The organism is Agromyces sp. NPDC055658 (assembly GCF_053618155.1).
The window spans coordinates 45,806-72,286 of the sequence record NZ_JBSHHD010000017.1 but is presented as its reverse complement, the minus strand read 5'-3'; the positions used below and the strand labels follow the sequence as shown (position 1 = coordinate 72,286).

The window sequence follows — 26,481 nt, the reverse complement described above, 5'->3', positions numbered from 1 at the left end:
TTCGTTCTTTATAAGGATGCGCCCGCAGCCTATGCTTGTCAAGAACGTTCATTCTGTTTGCGACGAGGAGGCGACCATGCCGAAGGTCACCGCCGAGCATCGCGCCGCCCGCCGCGACGAGATTCTCGACGCCGCGCTGCGCGCCTTCTCGGAGAAGGGCTTCCAGCGCACCTCGATGGCCGACATCATCTCGGAGTCGGGCTTGTCGGCGGGCGCGATCTACGGGCACTTCACCGGCAAGCGCGACCTCGTCGCGGCCGTCGCCGCGCGAACGCTCGAGGCCCGTCGATCCGAGCTGCTCGCCCGCCGCGCCGACGACGGGCGCCCGCTCTCGCCCGGCGAGGTCATGGCCACGATCGTCGACGGCATGCGCCACGAGGGGTTCAGCCGCATCCTGCTGCAGCTCTGGGCCGAGGCCGCGATCGACGACGAGATCCGCGAACTCGTGCAGGGCGTGCTCGTGCGCCTGCGCGAGACGCTGCGCACCCAGCTCGTCGAGTGGGGCGAGGCCAATGCCGACCGCATCGACGGCGACCCCGAGGCATGGGCGGCTCGCCTCACGCCGGTGCTCATCGCCCTCGGGCCGGGCTTCGTCGTGCAACGGCAGCTCGTCGACGGCTTCGACGAGGATGCGTACCTCGCAGCCCTCCCCGAGGCCCTCCCCCACTGACCCGCGGAGCGGCGGTCAGATGCCCTGCCAGGCCGGCTTGTTCGCCCAGGCGTGCCGGTAGTAGTCGAGGTTGGCGAGCCGCGATGCGGCCGCGGCGTCGACGATCACCGTCGCGTGCGGGTGCAGCTGGATCGCCGATCCGGGCTGGCTCGCGGAGACCCCGCCCTCGACCGCGGCGGCGACCGCCTCGGCCTTGGCCTCGCCGAAGGCGAGGAGCACGAGATGCCGCGCCCGCAGGATCGTGCCGATCCCCTGCGTGATGCAGTGCATCGGCACGTCGTCGGGCGAGTCGAAGAACCGTGCGTTGTCGATGCGGGTCGGCTCGGTGAGCGTCTTCACGCGGGTGAGCGACGCGAGCGACGAACCCGGCTCGTTGAAGCCGATGTGGCCCGTGCGGCCGATGCCGAGGATCTGCAGGTCGACCCCGCCGGCCGCGGTGATCGCGGCCTCGTAGTCCGCGCCCGCGTGCTCGATCGTCGCCGGGTCGCCGTTCGGCACTCGCACGAGCTCGGGCGTGAGGCCGAGCGGTTCGACGACTTCGCGGGTGATGACGGCCCGATAGCTCTCGGGGTGGCCCGCCGGGAGCCCCACGTACTCGTCGAGCGCGAACCCGCGCACGCCCCGCACGTCGATCGACTCGGCCGAGATTCGCGCGGCGAGGGCGCGATAGCTCGCGAGCGGGGTCGAACCGGTGGCGAGCCCGAGCACCGCATCGGGCTTCCGCCTGATGAGCGAGACGATCGCGTCGGCGACGAGCTCGCCGGCGGCCTCGTCGCTGTCGACGATTACGACTTCTGCCATTGCGCTACTCCAACCAGGGCAGCGCCCACTGCCGCTGCCGGGAAACCGAGGGGGATGACCTGGACCCGCTCAGCGAGATCCAGTGAGGCGAGGAACGCCGAGTCGGCGGCCCACTCGTTCAGGATACGGCGCGTGCCGACGACGAGCGGGTCGCCGAGCGCGGCGAGCCCCCCGCCGATGACGACGTCGTCGACGTCGGCGGTCAGCACGAGGAGCCGCACCGCGGCGGCGACGCCCCAGAGGAACCGCTCGCGCACCCGCACCGCCTCGGCGTCACCGGCCTCGGCCGCGTCGAAGAGTTCTCGGGCGGGCAGCTCGGCGAGCGTCGGCCAGGTTCTCGCGATCGCCGACCCCGACGCGAACGTCTCGAGGCAGCCGCGCTGCCCGCACCCGCACCGATCACCGGCCGGATCGACCGGGATGTGCCCGATCTCGCCGGCGACGCCGTGCCCGCCGCGCAGCAGGCGCCGGCCCTGCACGATGCCCGCGGCGAGACCGGTGCCGAGGTTCAGGTAGGCCATCGACCGTTCGCCGACGACGCCTGCGTCCGCCCGGTCGTCCGTGCGGCCGAGCAGGTGGTGGGCGCCGAGCGCCGCGGCCTTGACGTCGTTCTCGATGCGCACGTCGATGCCCAGCCGGTCGGCGAGCCGCGCGCCGAGGTCGAGGCCCTCGAGCCCGAGGTTCACGGCGTGCGCGACCCGACCCGTCTCGTTGTCGACGGCTCCGGGGATGCCGATGCCGATCGAGGTGAAGGCGCCCGTGCCGAGCCCCGAGACCTCCGCCATGCGTTCGACGGTGCGCAGGGCGGTCTCGACCACCGCGTCGGCGCCGAACCCGGTCGGCATGCGCACCTGGTCGCTCAGTTCGCCGCCGTCGCCGATCGCCACTGCGGCGGTCTTCGTACCGCCGATGTCGATGCCGAGCCGCACGACGCCACCGAGGCTCACCGGGCCGCCAACGGCGCGAGTGCGCCGTCGACGAAGGCGAGCACCGCATCGCCGACCAGACGGGAGGCCCCGAAGGTCGCGACGTCCGCATAGGCGCGATCGTGCGACGGCCAGCCCATGTCGATCGTCACGACGTCGTCGCGCACGGCGCGGAGCGCGTCGATCGCGGCGCGGGCGAACGCATGCCGGTGCAGGTCCTTGCCGACGACGAGCACCGAGCCGGAGAGGGCGGCGGGGTCGGCGAGTCCGGACCCCTCGGCGAGGGGGACGATCTCGGCACGGCTCAGCCACGACGGGCGCTCGGCGACCGCCTCGGCCGCGAACGGCCCCCACGGCGCGACGCCGATGGCGATGTTCGCCACCGTGTCGACGCGGATCACCGTGCCGATGCCCGACGTTCGCGAGAGGCGTTCGCTCGCGTCATCCGACACCTCGAACGCCCCGACCACGCGGGCGATCTCCTCGTCGTCGTGGGCGGGCTCGATCACATCGGGCGCGGCGGGGCCCTCGGGCACCGCCGGGGCCGTGGCCCCGAGGGCACGCACCCGTGCCGCGGCGTCGCGAACCCGATCGACCGGGAGCCGGCCGGACGCGATCGCCTGTGCGACGGCGTCGACGATCTCGCTGATCTGGGCGTCGGTGTTGTCGGCGCCGATGCACAGCAGGTCGCAACCGGCGGCGAGGGCGCGCACAGCGGCTTCGGGTATGCCGTGCACGCCGCTCGCCCCCTTCATGTCGAGGGCGTCACTCACGATGACGCCCTCGAACCCCAGCTCCCCGCGGAGCAGGCCGTGCAGAATACGCGGGGAGAGGGTGGCCGGGTTCTCCGCATCGAGCTGCGGGATGAGGATGTGCGAGGTCATGATCGTGCGGGTGCCCGCCGCGATCGCCGCCTCGAACGGCGCGAGCTCGCGATCGCGCAGCGTCGCGAGCGGCACGTCGACGACCGGAAGCGCGAGGTGCGAGTCGGTCGCGGTGTCGCCGTGCCCGGGGAAGTGCTTGGCGCTCGCGGCGATGCCGGTCTGCTGCAGGCCCTCGACCCATGCGGCGCTGTGCCGCGAGACGAGCGCCGGGTCGGCGCCGAAGCTCCGCACGCCGATCACCGGGTTGTCGGGGTTGGCGTTCACGTCGACGTCGGGCCCGAAGGTCACCGTGCAGCCGGTCGCGGCGAGCGCACGACCCACCTCGGCCGCGACCCGACGGGTGAGCTCGGGTTCGTCGATGCGGCCGAGCACGGCGTTGCCGGGGAACGGCGCCCCGCGGTCGTAGAAGAGCCGAGTGACATCGCCGCCCTCCTCGTCGATCGCGATGACGGCCTCGGGGTTCGCCTCGCGCAGGCTCGCGTTGAGCGCGCGCAACTGCTCGGGGTCGACGACGTTCTCGCCGAAGAGGCAGATGCCGCCGAGGCCGGCGCGCAGCCGGGCGAGCACCCACTCGGGGGCCACCGGCCCCACGAATGCGGGAAGCAGGGTCGTCAGGATGTCCCGGTGCAGCGCCGCGGCATCACCGGTCTGAGTGGCGGCGCTCATCCCTTGACGGCTCCGGCCACGAGGCCGCCGACCATCCGCCGCTGCACGAACAGGAAGAAGATCACGACGGGCAGGGTGATGAGGGTCGAACCGGCCATGACGGCGCCCCAGTTGGTCGCCTCGGTCGCCGACTGGAACGAGTTCAGCCACGGCGGGAGGGTGAGGTTGTAGCCCTTGAGCAGGAGCAGGGCCATCAGGAACTCGTTCCAGCTCTGGATGAAGGCGAAGATGCCGGTCGAGACGAGCGCGGGCGCCATGAGCGGGAAGGTGACCTTCCAGAATGCCTGGGCCTTGGTGCAGCCGTCGATCATGGCCGCCTCCTCGAGCTCCTCGGGCACGCCCTTGACGAAGCCGCGCAGCGTCCAGATCGTGAACGGCACGACCGCGGCGAGGTGCACGATGAACAGGCCCAGCAGGGTGTTCATGAGGCGCCAGTCGTCGATCATGTTGTAGATCGTGAACATCATCGCCTCGCCCGGCACCATCTGCACGACGAGGACCGCGACGATGAAGAACACCCGGCCGCGGAACGCGAAGCGCGAGAGCGCGATCGACGCGAGGAAGGCGAAGACCGCGCCCACCACGACGACCGCGACGGCGACGATGATGCTGGAGCCGAGCGCGTGCGGGAAGTCGGTCTGGCCGGGCGCCGCCTCGCGGGTCCATGCCGTGACGTAGTTCTTGAACGTGAAGTCGAGCGGCAGCAGGCTCGGGTTGCGGCTGATGATCTGGTTCGAGGGGGTGAACGACATGTTCACCATCCAGTAGACCGGGAAGATCGAGCACACGATGATGACGAGTGCCCAGGCGTTGAGGCCGATGCGGCCGAACAGGCCCTTGCGGCGGCCGGCGCGCCGGCCGAGGCGGCCGCCGTCGCGGATCGTGGTGGCGGCGCGCGTGTCGGCCGCGACCGACCCGGGCTCTTCGGCGAGCTGCATTCCGGGACTGATGCTCACAGCTCTTCCTCGTCTTTCAGGGAGTTGCGGACGTTGAAGTAGGAGATGCTCATCAGCAGGATCATCATGAACACGCCGATCGCGGCGGTCGTGCCGAACTCGCCGATGCCCTGGCGGAACAGGTAGGTCGGCAGCACGTTCGTCTCGCTCGCGAGGCCGCCCTGCTGCTGCAGGGAGTACACCTGCGTGAAGATGCGCAGGTTCCAGATGGTCTCGAGCACGAGCACGGCGGTGATGACGTTGCGCATGTACGGCAGGATGATGAGCCGGAACCGCTGCCAGGCGCTCGCGCCGTCGAGCGACGACGCCTCGATGACCTCGTCGGGGACCTGGCCGAGGCCCGCGTAGAAGGTGATCGCGGCGAAGGGGATGCTCTGCCACGTGACGATGATGACGAGCACCATCATGAACGACCACGGGTTCTCGAGCCAGCCGTGGCCGCGCCAGTCCTGCGTGCCGGTGATCGTGTTGAGGGCCCAGTTGACGACGCCGTAGTCGGTGTCGAACATCCAGCCCCAGACGACGGTCGCGGCCAGCGGCGGCATCGCCCAGGCGAACAGCAGCGCGATCGAGACGGCGAGGCGCCAGGCCTTCGAGAGCTTCGTCAGGGTCAGCCCGATGAGCATGCCGAACACGACGATGAGCACGGTGAGCACGACCATGAGGCCGAGGCTGCGGGCGAGCACCTGGGGGAACTGCGAGTCGGTGAAGATCTCGAGGTAGTTGTCGAACCCGACGAAGTCGGGCGCCGTGCCGAGCATCTTGTTCTTGATCTCGAGGTTCGTGAACGAGGTGATGAACATCACGATCGTCGGGTAGACGACCATCACGATGAGGAGGGCGATGCTGGGGCCGAGCAGCGCCCAGGGCGCCCACGGCAGCGGCTTCTTCTTGCGGGCGCCTGCGGAGGAGCCCTTCGGGGGACGGGGTGGTCTGGTGGTCGGCGTGCGCGGCGCTGCGTCAGGCTCGGTGAGGGTTGCGCTCATGGCTGCTCCTCTGGGTGACCGCGAGGGGGACGCGGGTATGACTGATGGTACGACTCGCGGCACCGGCGCCGCTCGATCCGCTTCCGGCCGTGGCCGGGCAGAGGAGCGGGGGCGGAGCTGTGTGGGACTCCGCCCCCGCGGGGCTCAACAGGCTAGCTGTTGAGGATCTCCTCGATCTGCTTGTCGAGGTCGGCCGCGATGGTCGGCACGTCGCCACCCTGGGCGATCTTCACGAGCGCCTCCTGGATGATCTGCGAGGCCTCGACCTCGGCCCACTTCGGAGTGGTCGGGGTGACCTTCGAGTTCTCGAGCGCGGTGGCCTGGGCCTTCGCGATCGGGGTGTCGGGCAGCGACGACGCAGCCGCCGTCAGACCCGGGGTGAGTCCGCCCTCGGCGAGGAGCTTCTGGTAGCCCTCGCCCGCCATGATGTCGAGCGCGGCGCGAGCCTGCTCGGGGTTCGCGCTCTTCGTCGCGACGGCGATGTTCGAGCCACCGGCGAAGATCGGCGCGGTCTCACCGGCCGTGCCGCCCGGGAGCGGGAAGGCCTGGAGGTCCTTGCCGTAGGTGTCGGGGCAGCCGGGCGCCTCGGCGTCGGCCGGAGCCGTGATCGACCACTGCACCCACGCGGGTGCCGAGAGGAAGAGGACCTCACCGGCGCAGAACGGCACCTGGGGGTCCGTCTCGTCGCCGTCCTTCGGCGCGTTCGACGCCTTGAGGTAGACCTGCTGCAGCTGCGTCAGGCCCTCGATGCCGCCCTCGCTCGAGAAGCCGGCCTTCCACTCGTCGCCCTCCTGCTCGGCGATGAAGCCGCCGTGCTCCCAGACGTAGGGCAGCGCGTTGTACCAGTCGCGGCCCGGAGCCCAGATGCCCGAGACGGTGTCGGTCTTGCGAGCCTCGCCCGTCGCGACGTACTCGTCGAGCGTCGTGGGGAGGGCGGTGTCGCCGAGGACCTCGGGGCTGTAGAACACGATGCGGCCGCCGGCGTAGTACGGTGCGGCGTAGAGCTCGCCGTCGTAGGTCGCCGAGTCGACGAGGCCCGGCAGGTACGCCGAGCTGTCGAAGTCGTCGAGCGGGAGGAAGAGGCCCTGGTCGGCGAAGCTCGCCGTCTGGGTGTTCCCGACCTCGACCACGTCGGGCGAGTCGTTGGACTGGAGCGCGGCGGCGTAGGTGTCGCTCACGTCGGCCCAGGTCTTCTCCTCGACGTTGAGGGTCCAGCCCTTGTTCTCGGACTCGAAGGTGTCCTTGAGGTAGGCGCGGGCCTCCTTCGGGGTGTCGGTGCCGACGACCCAGACGGTGATCTCGCCGCCGTCGGCGGAACCGTTGTCGCCGCCACCGGTGCTGCAACCGGCGAGGGTCAGGGCAGCCGCGGCACCGAGGGCCACAATGCCGAGTTTCCTCATTTGTCGTTTCCTTTCATGGGGGTTGGGCTGGCAGCGGGGGTTCGCTGTCACCCTTGGTGCGTGGAGTCCCTCACGAGACCCCGAGTTGTCCGGAGAGGACCATGACGGCCGCGCCGCGGAGGACGACGTCCTCCGCCTGCTCGGACATCCGGAGCCTCAGATCACGGTTGAGCACCGCCATCGTCCGCTGCCGGAGGGTGTCGACGGTCGCGTCGTGGAACGGGCCGTCGAGCAGTTCGGCGGGGCCGCTGAGCACGACCTCCGTCAGATTCAGTGCGCCCACCACGGGCGCGAGCACGATGCCGAGCCGACGCCCGGCCTCGCGCAGGATCTCGTCGCGCGCGGCCTGCACGGCGGCGGGCTCGCCCGCGAGCGAGTCGAGCTGCTCGGTCAGTCGCGGAACGGCGAGCCAGGCTTCGAGGCATCCGTCCTTGCCGCACGCGCAGCGGGGGCCGCCGTCGGTGCCGACCACGACATGGCCGATCTCGCCGGCCGCGAAGCCGCCGCCGATGACCGGGCGGCCGCCGACGATGAGGCCGGCGCCGACACCGTGGCCGATCTTGATGAGCAGGAGGTCGTCGAGCGGGGTCGCGCCGTGCTCGGCGAGCACGGCGACGTTCGCGTCGTTCGCGACGTGCACGGGCAGTTCGGTGCGGGCCGCCAGCCGGGCCTGCAGCGGCAGGTCGAACCACCCGAGGTTCGGCGCCGACCGCACGACGCCGAGCGGGTCGACGACACCGGGCGATCCGACGCCGATGCCGAGCACCGGCGCGGTCGCGAGGCCGAGCAGGCGCTCGACGATCGACTCGACGAGTTCGACGGCCTGCTCGCCGGTGGCGCCGGCGCGCTCGAGCGACACCCGCTCGAGGATGGTGCCGTCGAGGGCGGTCACGACGCCGTGGAACACCTCGTGCCCCGAGAGGTCGAGGCCGAGGATCTGGAACGCGGCGCGGTCGACGTCGATGATCGTCGCCGGCTTGCCGGGCCGGACGCCCTCGCGCGGGCCGAGCTCGACGACGAGGCCCTCGGCGATGAGCTCGGCGACGAGGTCGGAGACGGTGACCCGGGTCAGCCCGGTCTCACGTGCGACGTCGGCGCGGCTCTGGCCGCCCGCCGTGTAGAGGGTCTGCAGCACGAGCGCGCGGTTGTGGCTCCGGGCGTGCTCGGGCAGCACCTTGCTCGTGGGCCGCAGGGCGCGCGAGCGGGTGAAGATCGGCGCACCCGCGAACGGAACGGTGAGCAGGTCGGAAGCCGCCACCGAGGTGGTGTGCGTCGGCTCCGCGGTGACCGGGCCTCGCTGCGTTTCCGTTGCAGTCACGTTTGTTAGTAAACATTACGAACAAACCTCGCGCAAGTGTTCGCCCGGATTTTCTCGGCCCGTTACCGAGTTGTGACGGTCACCGGCCGGGCGTCGCTCAGGCCGCCTGACGAGCGGGGGCGGATGCCTCGGCGCGGGCCTCGCTCGCGGCATCCAGACGGCCGCCGATGGCGCGCAGCGCCGCGAGGATCGTGACGAGGTCGACCACCTCCTGCAGCAGCGCGCCCACGGTCGCCGGAATCACGCCGAAGGCCGCGACGAGCATGAGCGCGACGCTCACGACGATGCCGATCCAGATGCTCTGCAGTGCGATCCGCACGGTGTCGCGGCCGATCTCGACGGCCTTCGCCGTGCGCGAGATGTCGTCGACGAGGATCACCGCCGACGCCGACTCGCTCGCCGCCGTCGCCCCCTTCGCGCCCATCGCGATGCCGACGTCGGCGGCGGCGAGCACCGGCGCGTCGTTGACGCCGTCGCCCACCATGATGACCGGCCGGGCGGCGATCGCGGCGACCTCGCGCACCTTGTCGGCCGGCAGGCACTCGGCGTGCACGCGCGAGATGCCGAGCTCGGCGGCGATGTGGTCGGCCGTCGCCTTCGCGTCGCCCGTGAGCATCATCGTGTCGTGCACGCCGAGCTCGTCGAGGCGCTCGAGGGTCGATCGCGCATTCTCGCGCAGCCGGTCGCTCGCGAGCAGCGCCCCGCCGTACCGGCCGTCGACCGCGACGTAGACGGCGAGCTCGCCGGGGGCGATCGGCGTGCGCTCGGCCTCCGGCGCGTGCGCGCGGACGAACGCGAACTTGCCGACGACGACCTCGCGTCCGCCGATCGTCGCGACGACGCCGTTCGTCGCCTCCTCGCGCGCGGCATCGGCCTCGGCGAGCGCGAGTCCGCGTTCCCGAGCCGCGTCGATCATCGACGCGGCGAGCACGTGCGACGAGTACTGCTCGGCCGACGCGACGAGCGCCAGCAGCTCGTCGTCGCCGAGTCCGCCCGCCGGGCGGACGGCGACGAGCGTCGGCTCGCCGTGCGTGAGCGTGCCCGTCTTGTCGAACACGGCCGTCTTCGCTGCAGCGAGCGACTCGAGCACGCCGCCCGCCTTCACGATGACGCCGTTGCTTGCGGCGCGGCTCATGCCGCCGATGAATGCGACCGGCGCCGCGATGAGCAGCGGGCACGGGGTCGCGAGCACGAGCACCTCGGCGAACCGCACCGGATCGCCCGACAGCCACCAGGCGACGCCCGCGAGCGCGAGCGAGAACAGCGTGAACGGCACCGCGTACCGATCGGCGAGGCGCACGACGGGGGCCCTCGACTCGGCTGCGCCGGCGACGAGCGCGACGATCTGCTGGTACTGGCTGTCGGCGGCCGTCGCCGTCGCCCTGATCTCGACCGCCGACTGGCCGTTCACCGATCCGCTCAGCACTGCGTCGCCCGCGCGCTTCTCGACCGGCACGCTCTCGCCCGTGATCGACGACTCGTCGAACGCCGCCTCGTGCGAGCGCAGCTCGCCGTCGACCGGCACGATCTCGCTCGGGCGCACGAGCAGCACGTCGCCCGCGACGACCCGGTCGACCGGCACCTCGACGAGTTCGTCGCCCTCGAGCCGGTGCGCGAGCTGCGGCGACCGGGTCAGCAGGGCGTCGAGCTCGCGCTTCGCGCGGCGGTTGGCGTAGTCCTCGAGCGCCGCTCCCCCGGTGAGCATGAGCACGACGAGCAGTGCCGCCACGTACTCGCCGACGAGCACCGTCGCGACGATGGCGGTCACGGCGAGGATGTCGAGTCCCCAGTGCCCGCGCAGGATGTCGCGGACCATCAGCACCGCCTGCCACGCGGCGACGGCGAGCGCGTACGCGCTGAACAGCCATTGCACGGCGACGCCCGCTCCGGACAGCGCGAGCACGATGCCCACGAGTCCGATCGCGAGCGTGAGCGTGACGACCCAGTACCGGCGGGCGAGCTTCACGAGGCGAGCCATGCGTCCCATCCTCCCCCGTGCGGGCCGCGAACGCGACGAAGGGGCGGATGCCCGAGAGCATCCACCCCTTCGTCCCTTCGTCGAGCGCCGCGCGGGCGGCCGACGGGACCTACGCGCCCAGGCGCGCCTTGAGGTTCGCGTCGATCGTGTCGAGGAACTCCTCGGTCGTCTGGTAGCCCTGCTCGGGGCCGACGAGGAGCGCCAGGTCCTTCGTCATCGCACCGGACTCGACGGTCTTGATGACGACGTCCTCGAGGGTCGCGGCGAACTCGATGAGCTCCTGGTTGCCGTCGAGCTTGCCGCGGTGCGCGAGGCCGCGCGTCCAGGCGTAGATCGAGGCGATCGGGTTGGTCGAGGTGGGCTTGCCCTGCTGGTGCTGGCGGTAGTGACGGGTGACGGTGCCGTGCGCCGCCTCGGCCTCGACGACCTTGCCGTCGGGCGTCGCCAGCACGCTCGTCATGAGGCCGAGCGAGCCGAAGCCCTGCGCGACCGTGTCGGACTGCACGTCGCCGTCGTAGTTCTTGCACGCCCAGACGTAGCCGCCCTCCCACTTCAGCGAGGAGGCGACCATGTCGTCGATGAGGCGGTGCTCGTAGGTGAGGCCGGCGGCGTCGAACTGCTCCTTGAACTCGGTGTCGAACACCTCCTGGAAGAGGTCCTTGAAGCGGCCGTCGTACGCCTTCAGGATCGTGTTCTTCGTCGAGAGGTACACCGGGTAGTTGCGGGCGAGGCCGTAGTTGAGCGACGCGCGCGCGAAGTCCTTGATCGACTCGTCGAGGTTGTACATGCCCATCGCGACGCCCGACCCCGGCGACTGGAAGACCTCGAACTGCTGGGACTCCGAGCCGTCCTTCGGGGTGAAGGTCATCGTGAGGGTGCCCTCGCCCTCGAAGCGGAAGTCGGTGGCGCGGTACTGGTCGCCGAACGCGTGACGGCCGACGACGATCGGCTTGTTCCAGCCGGGCACGAGGCGCGGGATGTTCGAGATGATGATCGGCTCGCGGAAGATCACGCCGCCGAGGATGTTGCGGATCGTGCCGTTCGGCGAACGCCACATCTTCTTGAGGCCGAACTCCTCGACGCGGGCCTCGTCGGGGGTGATGGTCGCGCACTTGACGCCGACGCCGTGCTTCTTGATCGCGTTGGCCGCGTCGACCGTGATCTGGTCGTCGGTCTCGTCGCGCTTCTGGATCGAGAGGTCGTAGTACTCGAGGTTCACGTCGAGGTACGGGTGGATGAGCTGGTCCTTGATGGCCTGCCAGATGATGCGGGTCATCTCGTCGCCGTCGAGCTCGACGACCGTGCCTTCAACCTTGATCTTGGACAACGTGGATCTCTCCTTGGATCTCTCGGGGAATCGAGGAAGTCTCGTAGGGCGGATACGCCGTCTGCCAGCTTACCGCGTCACGCAGATATCTCGACATCGAGACAAACCCGGATGCCTCGTGCATGCGTGATGCGACCGCTCGGGGTCCGCTCGGGGTCGGCTCGGGGTCATCCCTGCTACCCCGGTGCGCGATCGACGGGTTAGCCTTGGCGCATGGCTGAGCTGAGACTGGAAGAACTGTCCGCCTCGAACATCGTGGCGGCGAACACGTTGTCGCTGAAGCCCGGCCAGGAACAGTTCATCGCACCCGTCACCTACTCCGCAGAGGCCTCGGTCGTGAATCCGCAGACCGCGTGGCAGCGCGTCGCCCTCGACGCCGACGAGAAGGTCGTGGGCTTCATCCACGGCAACTTCGACCCCGAGAACCCGCACGAGGAGTTCCGTGCGTGCATCTGGCGCATCAACGTCGACGCCGAGGTGCAGGGCAAGGGCGTCGGCCGGTTCCTCGCGACCGCGCTCGCCGAAGAGGCGAAGCGCCGCGGCTTCGACCGCATCACGGTGCTGTGGGAGCCGGGCGAGCTCGGCCCCGAGAAGTTCTTCCACCGGGTCGGCTTCGTCGACGTCGGCGAGACCCAGTACGGCGACATCATCGGGGCGCTCGAACTCTGAACGAGTTCCCGGGGCACGTCGAGGGGCCGGCCGCGGGCTTCGTGGAGGCGGTGCTCGCCGTCGTCGCCGACATCCCGCCGGGGTGCGTCGCCACCTACGGCGACGTCGCCGCGCTGCTCGGTTCGCGCGGCGCCCGCGCGGTCGGGCAGGTGATGGCCAGGTACGGGGCGGATGTCGCGTGGTGGCGCGTGATCCGCGCCGGCGGCCGCCCGCCGTCGGGCCACGCCGAGCGCGCCCGCGAGCACTACGACCGCGAGGGCACGCCGCTCATCGCGACCCGCGACGACGACGGCTACCGCGTCGACCTCGCCGCCGCGCGCTGGCGCCCCTGACGACCCACGCCGTCATCGCCGCTCCGATGCGCGTCGCCCCTGTGCGTCGGCGCCGCTCAACCGGCGGCGGGTGACGGCACCGGGATGCGGATCGTGATCGTCGTGCCGGCGCCGCGCGGGCTGTCGATCGCGAGGTCGCCGCCGACGGCGTCGACTCGGTCGGCGATGCCGAGCATGCCGCCGCCGTCGGGCGCGGCCCCGCCGACGCCGTTGTCGCGCACGACGATCTCGAGCACCCCGTCGACGAGGTGGGCGCGCACCCACGCGCGCGTCGCCTGCGCGTGCTTGGCGATGTTCGCGAGCGACTCCGCCACGGCGAAGTACGCGGTCGACTCGACGACCTCGGGCAGCCGCCCCTCGGCCTGGACGTCGATCTCGACCGGCACGGGGCAGCGCCCGGCGAGCTCGGGCACGGCGAGCGCGAGACCGCCCGACGAGAGCAGCGACGGGTGGATGCCGTGCGCGAGTTCGCGCAGCTCCTTGAGCGCATCGTTCAGCATCGCGATGTTGCCGTCGAGTTCGACGCCGAGCGGCTCCATGCCGCGGTCACGGGCCTGGTTCGCGGCGAGCCTGAGTCGCATGCCGAGCGAGACGAGGCGCTGCTGGGCGCCGTCGTGCAGGTCGCGCTCGATGCGGCGGCGCGCCTCGTCGCCCGCCTCGACGATGCGGGCTCGCGACTGCCGCACCTGATCGAGCGTGCGCTCGATCTCCGACCGGAGCCGCCCGTTGTCGACCGAGAGGCGGAGCGCGCTCGACACGCCGTCGAGCAGGCGCATGTTGTCGGTGAGCACCCGGTCGTGGCGGATGAGTGCGATCGGCATGCCGGTCGGCGAGGCGACGGGCAGCAGGCCGTGGTCTCCGTGACGGTCGGCGGGATCGTGCACGATGGGCTCGCCCGAGGCATCCGCGTACCGCCCGCGCTCCTCGTCCCACCAGTACACCCGCACGGAGGCGTCGCGCAGGGTGCGGGCGAGCGACTCGGCCCAGAGTCCGCGGTCGGCGCCCTCGCGCGTGATGCGCATGAGGTCGGCGACGCGGGCACGCATGTTGCGGGTGTGCGCGATCCCCGCGACGAAGCTCACGGGGATCGACGCGATGGCGACGAGCGAGACCGTCGCGAGCACCTGGTCGGCGGTGCCCGACGCCGCGTACGTGACGGCCTGCGCGGCGAGCGTCGTCGCCCACGCGAACAGCGCGAGGGGCATGAGGAAGGCGACGGTGCGGGCGGGCACGCTGCCGCGCACCCAGCGAACGAGCAGGCGCGCCGCGATGACGAGGGCGAGGAGCACCCCGACGAGCCGGTACCCGATGTCGATCGCGGCGTACAGGACCGGCGCTTCGCCCACCGCGTACGGGTTCGGTGCGCACGAGCAGATCTCCTCCGGCGGCTGCGCGAGCAGCACCGTGCCGAGCAGGAACACGAGCGAGGCGCCGAACGCGATGCCGGCGACCCAGCGCGCGAGGCGCCCGTCGAGGTCGCCGCGCGGGTAGAGCAGCACGAGGACGCCCGTGAGCACCCCCCACCAGAGATGCACGCCGTAGAGCAGCGGCCACAGCCAGCCGAGGCCCTCCACGACGCGGAGGAACGGCACCGGGATCCAGAACACGGGGAACAGCACCATGAGCCGGGCCGGCACCCGCGACGGCCCGATGGCCCAGGCCACGCCCGCGCACGCCGCGAACACGAGCGGCACGATCGCGTGCAGGGTCGTGTAGCCGACCTCGGGGCGTTCGGCCGCGGGGGTCGCGACGAAGCCGGCGACCTCCATGCCGAGGCTCAGCGCGACCACGATGCCGATCGTGATGCTGCGCCTGATGATCCGGCCCTTGCGGCCGGGCGCCATCACCTCGCGCCGAGGAGCGTCAGCACCGCGAGCACGCGCCGGTGGTGCTCGGGTGACTCCTCGAGGTCGAGCTTCTGCAGGATCGACCGGACGTGGGTCTCGACCGTCTTCAGTCCGAGGAAGAGCGTCTGCGCGATGCCGCCGTTCGAGTACCCCTGCGCCATGAGCTCGAGCACCGAGCGCTCGCGCTCGGTCAGGCGCGACAGCGGATCATCGGCCCGGGTGCGGTGCACCAGCTGCTCGACCACCTCGGGGTCGACGACCGATCCGCCCGAGGCGACCGTCTCGACCGCCCGCACGAGCGTCTGCGGCTCGGAGACCCGCTCCTTCAGCAGGTAGCCCGTGCCGCTGCCCGCGCCCATGACGCGGAGCGCGTACTCGGGGGTCGCGTACATCGAGAGCAGCAGGACGCCGATGGTCGATCCGCCCGCGCGCAGCTCCTCCAGCGCGAGGATGCCCTCGTCGCGGAAGCTCGGGGGCATGCGGATGTCGAGCACCGCGGCGTCGATGCCGCCCGCCCGTACCGTCTCGACGAGCTCGTCGCCCGTGCCCACCGAGGCCACGACGTCGAGGCCGCCGCCCTCGAGCACCTTGGCGATGCCCTCGCGCAGCAGCAGCGCGTCGTCGGCGATGGCCACCCGCAGCGGCCGGGATGCCTCGACCATCGCACCTCTTCTCGTTTCGCCGATCCGGACCGCAGGGAACGAACCGGTCTGAAGGCGCGGATGACCGGACCGGTCGCCCCCGCCTGACTCGACCGTAGCGCGTTCGCGCGCCGCGCCGCGCCCCCGATTCAGGGGGTACCCGGATCCGGTCGGGGCGAGGGTGTGGCAGGCTGCCCGGGCGACGTGCGCGCCGCCGGAGGATCAGGGTCAGCACCTGATCGTTTTCGTGGGCGGCCATGACGCGGCGACCGCGACCGTGCGCGACACTTCCGGCATGTCCACGATCGAGCGCCTCCGAATCTCCCCCGCCGCGGGCCGCCGCGTGGCCGGCGCCCGTCGGCGCACCTCCTCCGCGACGACCGCCACCGCCCCGATCTCCGACCGCCTGCTCGCCCTGCGGGGTGAGCTGCCGGAGGCCGGTCTCGTCGTGTCGACCCGGTCGCTGCAGGACCCGGCGGGCATCCGGGCGGCCGACGCGTTCGGCGCCGCATTCGCCGTCGACTCGCACCGCGAGATCGACCGCCTCGAGCGCGAGCGCGTGACGATCGGCCGGTGCCTGCACGCACGGCCCGCCGCCCCCGTCGCCGAGATCACGGGCGCGTACCTGCGCGGAGTCCGCCTGTTCGTCATCGGCGGCCCCGACGAGCTCGCGAACTTCCGGGAGCTTCCCGAGGTCGCGGTGCTCGTGCGGCTCTCGTTCGGCGGCGTCCGGCGTCACGACCGCGGCGTCGCCCCGCGCGCCGCCGCACGCACCGTCCGCGCCTGCCGGGCGGCGGGGATCCGGGTGGCCGGGTTCACCCTCCAGCTCGACGGAGTCGCGCATCGGCGCGGACGCAGGATCCGCAGGACCGTCGCCATCATGCGGCGGCTCGAACGCGGCGGGCTGTCCGCCTTCGACACGCTCGACCTCGACCTCGGCGGGCTCGACGCCCGCCACGAGGCATCCCGCGCGCGACTCGGCCGCGACCTGCACGCGGCGGTGCGCGGAGCCGCTCGGCGCTACCGGGTCGTCGCCCGGCGCGCGGCCTGAGCGCGTCGACGCGAACGGGAACGCCCCGCACCCGTCACCGGGTGCGGGGCGTTCCGCGAGCAGGGCTGCGGCCGCTCAGACGAGCGAGTCGCGCCACGCGGCATGCAGCGCGGCGAACCGCCCCTCGCCGCCGATGAGGTCGACGGGCGCGCCGTCCTCGACGATGCGGCCGTGCTCCATGACCAGCACCCGGTCGGCGATCGCGACCGTGGAGAGGCGGTGCGCGATGATGATCGCGGTGCGGTCGGCCAGCAGCTTCGTCAGGCCCTCCTGCACGAGTCGCTCGCTCGGGATGTCGAGCGAGCTCGTCGCCTCGTCGAGGATGAGCACCGCCGGGTCGGCGAGGAACGCGCGCGCGAACGAGATGAGCTGGCGCTGCCCCGCGCTCACGCGCCCGCCGCGCTTGTTCACGTCGGTGTCGTACCCGTTCGGCAGCCCCTCGATGAACTCGTGGGCGCCGACCGCCATGGCCGCCCGCACGATCTCGTCGAACGTCGCGTCGGGCTTGCCGAGCGCGATGTTGTCGGCGACCGAGCCGGAGAACAGGTACGCCTCCTGCGTGACCATGACGATCGCCCGGCGCAGGTCCTTCGGGTGGAGCTCGGCGAGCGAGACCCCGTCGAGCGAGACGACGCCCTCGCTCGGGTCGTAGAACCGGGCGATGAGCTTCGCGAGGGTGGACTTGCCGGCGCCCGTCGAGCCGACGAGCGCGATCGTCTGGCCGGCCGGGATGTCGAGGTCGAACCGGGGCAGGATGCTGCGGCCCTCGACGTACGAGAACTCGACGCCGTCGAACCGGACCCGGCCCTCGGCGTTCCAGAGGTCGACCGGGTGGGCCGGGTCGGGAACGCTCGGCTCCTCCTCGAGGACGCCCGAGATCTTCTCGAGCGCCGATGAGGCGGACTGGTACCCGTTGTAGAACATCGCGAGGTCCTCCATCGGGTCGAAGAACCGCTTCGTGTAGAGCACCGCGGCGAGCAGCACGCCGACCTCGAGGCCGCCGTCGATGACCCGGAATCCGCCGAGCACGATCGTCACCGCGACCGCGGTGTTGCCGATGAGCGCGAGGCCCGGGTTGAAGACGACGAAGAGGCCGAGCACCTTCGCGTTGACGTCGCGGTAGTCCTCGACGAGGCCGCCGAACTCGTGCTCGTTGCGGCGCTCCTTGCGGAAGGCCTGCACCGCGCGGATGCCCGTCATCGTCTCGACGAACTGCACGATGAGCTTCGCCGACGCCACCCGGGAGCGGCGGAACAGCGACTGCGACCGCACCTGGAACCACCGGGTGAGGATGCCGAGCGGGATGAGGGCGACGAGCAGCACGAACCCCGAGGGCGCGTCGAGGATGAACAGCATGATCGCGGTGAAGACCATGTACATGAGGCCGCGCACGAGCAGCGTGAGCCCCTCGTCCATGAGCTCGCGGATGGCGTCGAGGTCGCTCGTCTGCCGCGAGATGATGCGCCCGGAGGTGTAGGTCTCGTGGAACTCGAGCGACAGCTTCTGCGTGTGCAGGAACACCCGCGTGCGCAGGTCGATGAGCACGGCCTGGGCGACGCGCGCCGACAGCCTGATGTACGCCGAGATGAGGAACGCCCCGACGAGGCCGGTCACGAGGTAGGCGACCCCGGCGAACGCCGCGGGCATCCAGTCCTGCGCCATGAGCGCTGGGATGCCCTGGTCGATGCCGTACGCGATGATCGCCGGGCCCGCGACCTGCGCCGCCGACGAGACCACGACCGCCGCCGCGGTCAGCCACAGCTTGCCCGTGAGCGGTCGCAGCAGCGACCCGAGCAGACGCCGCGATCGGACGCGGATGTGTCGCGACTCGGCCTTCGAGTACTGGTCGCGCTCTTCGCCCTGCACGCCGGTGACGCTCATGATGCGGCCTCCTCTCGTTCGAATTCGGATGCCTCGTCGGCATCGCCCCCGTCTGCCGGCCGGGACGCCGGCGAGGGGTGCGGACGCGACTCGAGGTCGCGGCGCTCCTCGTCCTCCAGGCTCGAGATGACGAAGCGGTAGTGCTCGCTCTCGCGGAGGAGCTCGGAATGGGTGCCGACGGCCGTGATGCGACCCGCCTCGAGGAGGGCCACCCGGTCGGCGAGCATGACCGTCGACGGCCGGTGCGCGACGACGAGCGCGGTCGTTTCGGCGAGCACCGCGCGGAGCTCGGCCTCGACCTTCGCCTCGGTCGCGACGTCGAGCGCCGACAGCGGGTCGTCGAGCACGAGCACCGCGGGCTTCGCCGCGACCGCCCGGGCGAGCGCGAGCCGCTGGCGCTGGCCGCCCGAGAGGCTCATGCCCTCTTCGCCGACCTTCGTGTCGACGCCGTCGGGGAGGTCGTACGCGAAGCCGGCCTGGGCGATGCGCAGGGCCTCGTCGAGCACCCGCTCCGCCTCGGCGCGCACGTCGGGGTCGTCGCCGGCGAGCTCGGGCCGGCCGAGCAGCACGTTCTCGCGCACCGACGCGCTGAACAGCGTCGCGTCCTCGAACGCCATCGCGATGTGCCTGCGCAGCTCTTCTCTCGTGAAGGCGCGCACATCCACGCCGTCGAGGGTCACCGAGCCGCCGGTGACGTCGTAGAGACGCGTCGTGAGCGCCGTCATCGTCGTCTTGCCGCAGCCGGTGAGGCCGACGAGCGCCATCGTCTCCCCCGGTTCGACGACGAGGTCGACGCCGTCGAGCAGGTCGCCGAACCGCTCGGGCGAGTCCTGGTAGCGGAAGTGCACGCCCGTGAACGCGAGCTCGCCGCGCGGGCGGTCGACGTGCTGCGGGTCGGCCGGATCGACGATCGTGTTCTCGCTGTCGATGATGTCGAAGAACCGGTCGGTCGCCGTGCGCGCGTCGAGCGCGAACGCGAGCATGAAGCCGATCGACTCGATCGGCCACGCGAGCACCGTCGCGGTCGCGAAGAATGCGACGAGCTCGCCGACCGAGAGCTGCCCGTTCGCGGAGAGCCAGATGCCGACGACGAGGCAGAGCGCGAGCGCCACGGTCGGCACGACCATGATCCACACCCAGATGTTCGCGTCGAGGCGCGCCTTCTCGATCTCGGTCGACCGCAGCGACTCTGCCTGGGCGCGGAAGCTCGACAGCGCGTACTTGCCGCGGCCGAACGCCTTGAGCACGCGGATGCCGTGCACCGACTCCTCGACCGCGGTCGCGAGGTCGCCCTGCTGGTCCTGGCTGAGGCGCGACTTCTCCGAATAGCGACCCTCGAACCGCCAGCCGGCCCACCAGAGCGGCAGCGAGCAGACGAGGAAGATGAGTCCCAGCATCCAGTTCATCGACATGAGGATGCCGACGCCGACCACGATGATGACGAGGTTCGCTCCCGTGAGCACGAGGCCGAAGCTCAGCCAACGGCGGATGAGGCCGAGATCGCTCACCGCGCGCGAGAGCAGCTGGCCGCTCGGCCAGCGGTCGTGGAAGCTCACCGGCAGGTCCTGCAGCTTCGCGTAGAGCGCGTTGCGCATGCGCGCCTCGACCTTCGTGCCCGGGCCGACGACGAGCCAGCGGCGCAGTGCGTAGAGCAGTGACTCGGCCGCACCGAGCGCGAACACGAGCAGCGCGAGCGGCACGATCGCCGAGGCGTCGCCGTCGGCGAGCGGGCCGTCGACGATCTGCTCGAAGACCTGCGGGATGGTGAGGGCGATGAGCTGCGCGACGAGCGCCGCCGCCATGCTGGCCATGAACGCGGGCATCGCTGGCCCGGCGAACTCGCGCAGGCGCCAGAGCGCGCGCACCGCGCCGAGTCGCTCGGGTGTGGGCTGTTCGGACAAGGACGGGTCCTCTCGAGAGGGGGTGGCCGCGGGCTCGGTCGACGAGCCTCTGCGGCGGAAGGATGGAAGGTCGCGACGCACTCGGCGTCGATGCGCGGACGGAGCCGCGGAGCGCGGCAGGCGGAGCCTGCGGGGCGTGCGGGCGGCGCTACCCGGCGAACTCGGCGGGTGCGGGCACGGCCCCGACGAGCGAGGATCGGGTGCGGGCAGCACCACCGGCCGCGGGGCGGGCGTGGATGTCTGTCTGCATGATGTCCTCCTGCGTCGTCGTCTTCGAAACCTTCGTGGCCGCGCAGTAGGGCGGCGTCGGCCAGCCTTACAGACTAGGACCATTTCGCTGTGGCGTGCAAGACCGTCCTCGGGAGTAGGCTGTGCGGATTCGTCGTCACGCGGGCTCGCGTGCAACCGCTCTCCCCTTCGGTGGCGCGCCCGGCCCTGCACCGCCCGCGTGCCCGGACCCGATTCGATGAGGAGCGCGCGTGGGAGCAGCACGTACGGCATTCGCTCGCGCGAACGCCCGGATCGGCGTGCTGGCCGGCATCGCAGCCGTGGTGCTCCTGCTCTCGGGGCTCGGCAGCGCCGTCATCGAGTCGCTCGCAGGATCGGCCGCGAGCGGCCTGCGCGACGGCGTCGCCGCCGCCGCGGGCTCGAGCGGCGCGACGCGCTGGCAGATCCGCCTCGCGAGCGACGCCGAGGCGCAGTCCGACGAGGCGGCCGCGGTGCTCGACCGCATGATCGTGCCGCACGGCGCCGCCTGGGAACGCAGCGTGCAGACGATGCCCGTCGCGGCGACCGCGGGCGACGCGACGTTCGGCGCCGTGCTGACCGCGGACCCGGCCGTGCCCGGGCGCGCCGAGCTCGTCGAGGGCGACTGGCCGGCCGACGCCGCGACGTCGGGCGACGCGGTGCCGACGGCCGTGAACGCCGCCGCCGCCGAGGCGCTCGGGCTCGAGACCGGCTCGACGGTCGCGCTCGACGGCGGGATCGAGCTCGAGGTCGTCGGCCTCTGGCAGCCCGAGGACGTCCTCGATCCGAGGTGGTTCGGCGAACCCATCGTCTCGACCGGCTCGGCCGACGGCGGCTCCGGACCGTTCCTCGTCGACGAGCCGGCGACGGTCGGCGTGCCCGCCGCGGCGATCGTGCGGTGGACGGCCACGGCCGACCCGGTGATCGCGGTCGACGAGGCCGCCGCGCTGCGGGCGGTGCTGCCCGACGTCGAGCCCGCCCTCCGCGACCAGCCCGACATGGGCGCGAGCGGGCTCAGCGCCTCCGGCGGGCTCGGCGGCACGCTCACGCGACTGCTCGCGGGCATCGGTGCGGTCCGCGCACTGGCGCCGGTGCCGGTGCTGCTCCTCGCCATCACGGGGTTCGCCACGCTGTGGCGCCTCGCGGCGCTGCTCGGGGCCGCACGCCGGTCGGAGACGGTGCTGTTGCGGGCGCGAGGCGCTTCGGCGACCCGGCTCGCCCGCGACACCGCGCTCGAGGTGCTCGCCGTCGGCGTGCCCGCGGCGGCGATCGGCGGTGCGGCCGCCGCACTGGTCGTCGGGCTCGTGCGCCCCGGCGACGCCCGAGAACCCGCGATCACCTGGCTCGTCGCCGCGATCGCGGTCGCGGCGGCCGTCGTGCTCGTCGCCGGCCGGGCGTTCGTCGACGCGGCCCGCCCGGTCCACCGCGGCGCCGGCGACGAAGTCGGGCGCGCACCGCGCACGGCGATCGCGGGCGGCGTGCTGCTCGTCGTCGTGGTCGCGGCGCTCTCGCTGTGGCAGTTCAGCCTCTACGGTTCGCCGCTCGTCACGAGCGCGTCGGGCTCCGTCGACGTCGACCCGATCGCCGTGCTCGCACCCGTGCTCGTGCTGTTCGCACTCGCGCTCGTCGCACTCGGTCTCTCCCGCCCGATCGGCACCGTCCTCGAGCGCGTCGCCGCGGCAGGGCCCGCGCTCGTGCCCGCCCTGCCCATGCGACAGCTCGCGCGGCGCAGCTCGCTGTTCGCGTCGGCGTCGCTCGTCGCGATGCTCGCGATCGGGGGGCTCACGCTCGCGGCCGCCTTCGCCGGGGCCTGGCAGTCGGTCGACGCGAAGGCCGCGGCGCTCGCGAACGGCGCCGAGGTGCGGGTCGCGCTTCCCGGCCGCGACACGGTGCAGGCGCCCGACCCGCTCGCCTTCGCCGATCCCTTCGGCGAGCTGCCCGGCGTCACCGTCGACGCACCCGTGTTCCGCGGCGAGGTGCGCCTCGGGTCCGATCCGGCGACGCTCGTGGCAGCACCGGCCACCGGCCTCGACGGCGCCGCCCCGGGTACCGGGCTCGCCGCCGCATCGGCAGCGCTCGCCGAATCGGCGGCCGGTGCAGGCGTCCCCCTTCCCGAGGGTGCGGCGACGCTCGAGGTCGAGGTCGGCGTCCGCGCCCCGGCCGGAACGCCCGGCGAGGTCGCGGTGAACGTCTGGCTTCTCTCCGAGGGAGGCGCCGCCTCGCCCGTCCAAGCCGGCGAGGTCGCCATCGCCGACGGCGGCGGCACGGTCGAGATCGAACTGCCGGATGCCGCGGGCATCCGCCTGCTCGGCCTGCAGGCCGCGCTCGTCGACGCCCCCGGCGCGCGCGAGGTGCGGGTCTCGTTCGATGGCCTCGGCCTCGACGGCGAGGCGCCCTCGACCGCGCTCGCGGGCGCCTTCGACGTCGTCGAGCTGTCGGCGACGACGCCCACCGCTCGGGCCGCACTGCCGGGCGATCGCGGGCGGCTGCCCGTCGTCATCGGCGCGGCGCTCGCCGCTCGCGTGAACGCCGAGGTCGGCGACCCGCTCGACTTCCGCACGATCGCGGGCGGGGTCGAGGTCGAGGCGGTCGTCGCGGGCGTCGTGCCCGCCGTGCCGACCGCGGGATCGACCTCGTTGCTCGCCGACCTCGGCGCCCTCGAACGCGTCGCCTTCGACGCAGGCAGCGGAGTTCCGCAGTTCGGTGAGCGCTGGCTCGCGGCATCCGACCCCGGCCGGACGGCCGAGCAGATCGGACGCGACCAGAGCGTCGCGAGCGTCGCCACGACCCGCGGCGACGTCTCGTCGGCGGCCCTCATCGGCCCCGCGGTCGCCGCGCTCTGGACGGGGGCCGCCGGCGCCCTGCTCTTCGCCCTCATCGCGCTCGTCGCCCTCACGAGCGCCCTGTCGACCAGCCGGTTCGGTGAGGTCGTCGTGCTGCGCGTGCTCGGCGTCGCGCCGCGCGTGCAGGCGCGAGCCAGGTTCTCGGAGCTCGCCGCGACCGTCGGCGGCGCGATCGTCCTCGGCGCGGTCGTCGGTGCCGTGACCGCCTGGTTCACGGCACGCGAGCTCGCGAGGGCGACGATCGCCGATGCACCGTCGTCGTTGCATGCGCCGTTCGCCCTCGACTGGTGGCCCTGGCTCGCCGGCACGGTCGGATTCATGCTGCTCGCGGCGCTCGCCGCCGGCCTCGCCGCGCGCGGAGTCCGGCGGACGGCGTCGCAGCCCGGGCTTCGCGAGGAGGAGCGATGAGCGCGCGCCATCATTCGCGACTGACGCCGGCCGGGCTGCTGCGCCGGCAGTTCTTCGCGGCACCGGTCGCCTCGATCATGCTCGTGCTGCTCGTCGCCGGCGGCGCGTTCCTCGCGACGGCCGTGCCCCGTGCCGTCGCGGCGCAGCACACGGCGGCGCTCGACGAGCACCTGGCCGAGTTCCCGGCGCGCGAGCTCGACGTGTCGTCGCCGAACCGGGCGACGCTGCCCGACCTCGGCCCGTCGTCGGGCGGCACCACGCTGCCCGACGACATCGACGCGGTGTGGGGCGGGCAGGAGGAGGCGCTGCTCGGCATCCGCGAGCAGATGCCCGCGGAGCTGCACCGCGTGACCGACGACCCGCTCGCGACCGTCGTCGCCGGGCCGAACCGCGCCCTGCCCGACGGCGCCGGGCCGGGGTCGACCGACTACGAGCTGTACCTCGGCTTCGACCCGCGGATCGCCGAGCACGTCGAGCTCACGAGCGGCGAGTGGCCGACGGTGCTCGGGCCTTCCGCCACCGCGGAACCGCTCGAGTTCGTGGCCACCGAGGCGTTCGCACATGAGATGGACTGGGCGATCGGCGAGGTGCGGTCGATCCCGGTCGGCACCGACGAGCAGCCGGTCGAGCTCGTCGGCACGTTCGACGCGATCGACCCCGACGACGGATTCTGGACCCACCTGCCCGTGCCCCTCGAGCCCTCGGTCGCCTTCACCCCCGACGGCACCCTCCGCATCACGGGCCTCGGCCTCACGCACCCGAACTCGTGGCAGGCGCTCGAGCAGGCCCAGTTGCCGTCGACGCTCGAGCTCTGGTATCCGGTCGCGACCGACCGCATCCGCGCCGACCGATCGGCGGAACTCCGCACCGACCTCGACGAGTTCATGAGCGTCGCCTACCCGGTCGGGCCGGGCGACTTCCAGTACTACTTCTCGACCGTCGGCGTCGTCGGATTCTCGAGCGGCCTCGGCGACGCCCTCACCGACGCGGCGATCGCCGCCGGCGCGAGCGACGCGGTGCTCGCGACCGTCGCCTCGGGGCCGATCGGCGTCATGGTCGCGGTGCTCGTGCTCGGCGCGCGGGTCGTGTTCGAGCGTCGACGCACCGGCCTCGAGCTCGCCGCCGCGCGCGGCGCGTCGAACGGGCAGCTCCAGGGCATCCTCGCCATCGAGGGCGTCATGATCGGCGTGCCGGCCGCCGTGGCGGGCGCCGTCGCGGGCACCCTCGCCGTCCCGGCCGAGGGCGGGACGTTCGGATGGTTCGTCGCCGCGCTGTTCGCCGTGACCCCGGCGGCGCTGCTCATCGCGTCGGCTCCCTCCCTGAGCCCGCTGCGACGCGCCCGTGCCGACTTCGCTCCGCGCGGCGGCGGGCGGCTCCGCTGGATCCTCGAGGCCCTCGTCGCCGTCATCGCCGTAGCGGCGGTCGTCCTGCTCCTGCGCCGGGGCCTCGCAACGCAGTCCGCCGAGATCGGCGTCGACCCCCTGCTCGCCGCCGTGCCGCTGCTGCTCGCCGTGCTCGCGTGCCTCATCGTGCTGCGCCTCTACCCCTATCCGCTCGCCGCGATCGTGCGGGCGGCCGCGAAAGCCCGGGGTCTCGTCGCGTTCCTCGGCTCGGCGCGCGCGCTCCGCGACCCGTCGGCGGGCGTCGTACCCGTGCTGACCGTCGTGGTCGGCGTCTCGATCGCGATGTTCTCGGCCGTCCTCCTCGGCACGGTGCAGACCGGGGTCGACCGCGCCGCGGACGCGAGGGTCGGTGCCGACGCGGCGATCGTGGGCGGTCCGTTCACGCTCGAGCAGCAGGCGGCGTTCGCAGAGGTGCCGGGCGTCGAGGCCACTGCACCCGTCTATTCGACCTCGTCGATCCAGGTCGGCATCGACGGGCGGCTCCGGTCGACGACGCTCATCGTCGTCGACTCCGATGAGATGCGCGAGGTGCAGGCCGGCCGCACGGGTGCGACCCCGCTGCCCGAGAGGCTGGCGAAGACCGGCGGCGAGGCCGTTCCCGTCGTCGTCTCGCAGGTCATCGCCGATTCGATCGAGGGCGCCGACGACGTCGAGCTCGACCGCAAGCCGTGGGAGGTGCTCGAGGTCGTCGACGGACGCACCGCCTACTGGCCGCGGACGAGCTGGGTGCTCATGGACAAGGCGAACGCCGACGGCTTCGCGAGCACGTTCGTCCCCGAGCGCGTGCTCGTTCGCTTCGAACCCGGCGCCGACACCGCGGAGGTGACGGCCGGGCTCGCCGAGATCGCGGGCGCCGATTCGACCGTCACGACGCCCGGCATGGTGCGTTCGGAGCTCGGTGCCACGGCCGCGACGCAGGGACTCGTCGTGTCGCTGGTCGGTGCGATCGTGCTCTCGTCGCTGCTCACCGCCCTCGCGATCGTGCTCACCCTCGTCGTCGGACGGCCCGCGCGGGAGCGACTGCTGCCGCTCGTCGCGACGCTGGGCCTGCGTCGCCGCGGGGAGCGGGCGCTCGTGGCCTGGGAGATCGGGCCGGTCGTCACCGCGGCACTCGTCGCGGGCGCCGCCCTGGGAGCGGCGCTGCCGTTCATCGTGCTCCAGGGCATCGACCTCAGACCGTTCACGGGCGAAGACCAGCAGCCCGTCGTCGTGTTCGACCCGTGGCTGGTCAGCGCCGTGCTCGTGGGCGCGGTGATCGTCACGGGCGTCGCCGTGCTGCTCGCCGCTCGCATGGGCGGCGAGCAGAGCGCGGCCCGCGCGATGCGCAAGGAAGAGGAGGGCTGAACC

Annotated in this window: 19 protein-coding genes; 6 read left to right on the top strand and 13 right to left on the bottom strand. The window is 72.4% G+C overall.

The genetic code is table 11. The features are described from left to right. Nucleotides 1-76 precede the first annotated feature (76 nt). Nucleotides 77-670, top strand: a complete 594-nt coding sequence (locus ACWGPE_RS10075; protein WP_452048615.1) for a TetR/AcrR family transcriptional regulator — start codon at nucleotides 77-79, stop codon at nucleotides 668-670. Between the two features lie 15 nt (nucleotides 671-685). Here the strand turns inward: ACWGPE_RS10075 and nagB are convergent, their stop codons facing one another. The 9 genes from nagB to ACWGPE_RS10030 all read right to left on the bottom strand — a co-directional run bounded on the left by nagB (nucleotide 686) and on the right by ACWGPE_RS10030 (nucleotide 11,912). Next, nucleotides 686-1,471, bottom strand: coding sequence for a glucosamine-6-phosphate deaminase (gene nagB, locus ACWGPE_RS10070; protein ID WP_231430186.1), 786 nt, complete (start codon nucleotides 1,469-1,471; stop codon nucleotides 686-688). Further along, entirely contained in the window at nucleotides 1,456-2,418 is a 963-nt protein-coding gene (locus tag ACWGPE_RS10065) for an ROK family protein (RefSeq protein WP_231430185.1), read from the bottom strand. The genes nagB and ACWGPE_RS10065 overlap by 16 nt, the downstream gene beginning before the upstream one ends. Further along, complete coding sequence (locus ACWGPE_RS10060) at nucleotides 2,415-3,947, bottom strand: glycoside hydrolase family 3 protein (RefSeq protein ID WP_452048614.1); 1,533 nt, start codon at nucleotides 3,945-3,947, stop codon at nucleotides 2,415-2,417. Before ACWGPE_RS10060 ends, ACWGPE_RS10065 begins: the two co-directional genes overlap by 4 nt. Continuing rightward, nucleotides 3,944-4,903: a carbohydrate ABC transporter permease gene (locus ACWGPE_RS10055; protein ID WP_231430183.1), complete on the bottom strand. Its 960-nt coding sequence runs from the start codon at nucleotides 4,901-4,903 to the stop codon at nucleotides 3,944-3,946. Before ACWGPE_RS10055 ends, ACWGPE_RS10060 begins: the two co-directional genes overlap by 4 nt. Further along, the gene (locus ACWGPE_RS10050) at nucleotides 4,900-5,889 is read right to left on the bottom strand and encodes a carbohydrate ABC transporter permease (protein ID WP_231430182.1); all 990 of its coding nucleotides are present in this window, start codon (nucleotides 5,887-5,889) and stop codon (nucleotides 4,900-4,902) included. The genes ACWGPE_RS10055 and ACWGPE_RS10050 overlap by 4 nt, the downstream gene beginning before the upstream one ends. A 152-nt stretch (nucleotides 5,890-6,041) precedes the next feature. Next, on the bottom strand, nucleotides 6,042-7,289 hold the full coding sequence (locus ACWGPE_RS10045; RefSeq protein ID WP_231430181.1) for an extracellular solute-binding protein: 1,248 nt from the start codon (nucleotides 7,287-7,289) through the stop codon (nucleotides 6,042-6,044). Nucleotides 7,290-7,359: 70 nt separating this feature from the next. After that, complete coding sequence (locus ACWGPE_RS10040; protein WP_376931458.1) at nucleotides 7,360-8,532, bottom strand: ROK family transcriptional regulator; 1,173 nt, start codon at nucleotides 8,530-8,532, stop codon at nucleotides 7,360-7,362. Nucleotides 8,533-8,704: 172 nt separating this feature from the next. Next, nucleotides 8,705-10,585, bottom strand: coding sequence for a heavy metal translocating P-type ATPase (locus tag ACWGPE_RS10035; RefSeq protein ID WP_452048613.1), 1,881 nt, complete (start codon nucleotides 10,583-10,585; stop codon nucleotides 8,705-8,707). 109 nt (nucleotides 10,586-10,694) lie between these two features. Beyond that, entirely contained in the window at nucleotides 10,695-11,912 is a 1,218-nt protein-coding gene (locus ACWGPE_RS10030) for an NADP-dependent isocitrate dehydrogenase (protein WP_452048612.1), read from the bottom strand. A gap of 213 nt (nucleotides 11,913-12,125) precedes the next feature. Between ACWGPE_RS10030 and ACWGPE_RS10025 the strand changes: the two genes are divergently transcribed. Further along, entirely contained in the window at nucleotides 12,126-12,581 is a 456-nt protein-coding gene (locus ACWGPE_RS10025) for a GNAT family N-acetyltransferase (RefSeq protein WP_231430178.1), read from the top strand. 41 nt (nucleotides 12,582-12,622) lie between these two features. Continuing rightward, complete coding sequence (locus tag ACWGPE_RS10020) at nucleotides 12,623-12,913, top strand: MGMT family protein (RefSeq protein WP_231430177.1); 291 nt, start codon at nucleotides 12,623-12,625, stop codon at nucleotides 12,911-12,913. 56 nt (nucleotides 12,914-12,969) lie between these two features. Here ACWGPE_RS10020 and ACWGPE_RS10015 read toward each other — a convergent pair whose 3' ends face one another. Both ACWGPE_RS10015 and ACWGPE_RS10010 read right to left on the bottom strand, forming a co-directional pair. Then, entirely contained in the window at nucleotides 12,970-14,757 is a 1,788-nt protein-coding gene (locus ACWGPE_RS10015) for a sensor histidine kinase (protein ID WP_231430176.1), read from the bottom strand. Then, complete coding sequence (locus tag ACWGPE_RS10010) at nucleotides 14,757-15,422, bottom strand: response regulator transcription factor (protein ID WP_231430175.1); 666 nt, start codon at nucleotides 15,420-15,422, stop codon at nucleotides 14,757-14,759. Before ACWGPE_RS10010 ends, ACWGPE_RS10015 begins: the two co-directional genes overlap by 1 nt. Before the next feature lie 274 nt (nucleotides 15,423-15,696). Here ACWGPE_RS10010 and ACWGPE_RS10005 point away from each other — a divergent pair, with 274 nt between their 5' ends. After that, nucleotides 15,697-16,452, top strand: coding sequence for a hypothetical protein (locus ACWGPE_RS10005; protein ID WP_452048611.1), 756 nt, complete (start codon nucleotides 15,697-15,699; stop codon nucleotides 16,450-16,452). Between the two features lie 75 nt (nucleotides 16,453-16,527). Here the strand turns inward: ACWGPE_RS10005 and ACWGPE_RS10000 are convergent, their stop codons facing one another. Together ACWGPE_RS10000 and ACWGPE_RS09995 are read right to left on the bottom strand one after the other, a co-directional pair. After that, entirely contained in the window at nucleotides 16,528-18,333 is a 1,806-nt protein-coding gene (locus tag ACWGPE_RS10000) for an ABC transporter ATP-binding protein (RefSeq protein ID WP_452048610.1), read from the bottom strand. Beyond that, the gene (locus ACWGPE_RS09995) at nucleotides 18,330-20,156 is read right to left on the bottom strand and encodes an ABC transporter ATP-binding protein (RefSeq protein ID WP_376931457.1); all 1,827 of its coding nucleotides are present in this window, start codon (nucleotides 20,154-20,156) and stop codon (nucleotides 18,330-18,332) included. Before ACWGPE_RS09995 ends, ACWGPE_RS10000 begins: the two co-directional genes overlap by 4 nt. Before the next feature lie 557 nt (nucleotides 20,157-20,713). Here ACWGPE_RS09995 and ACWGPE_RS09990 point away from each other — a divergent pair. Together ACWGPE_RS09990 and ACWGPE_RS09985 are read left to right on the top strand one after the other, a co-directional pair. Continuing rightward, entirely contained in the window at nucleotides 20,714-23,731 is a 3,018-nt protein-coding gene (locus ACWGPE_RS09990) for an FtsX-like permease family protein (protein WP_452048609.1), read from the top strand. Next, nucleotides 23,728-26,478 carry an FtsX-like permease family protein gene (locus tag ACWGPE_RS09985; protein ID WP_452048608.1) on the top strand — a complete coding sequence of 917 codons (2,751 nt, stop codon included), beginning with the start codon at nucleotides 23,728-23,730 and terminating at the stop codon, nucleotides 26,476-26,478. Before ACWGPE_RS09990 ends, ACWGPE_RS09985 begins: the two co-directional genes overlap by 4 nt. The last annotated feature ends 3 nt before the right edge of the window (nucleotides 26,479-26,481 follow it).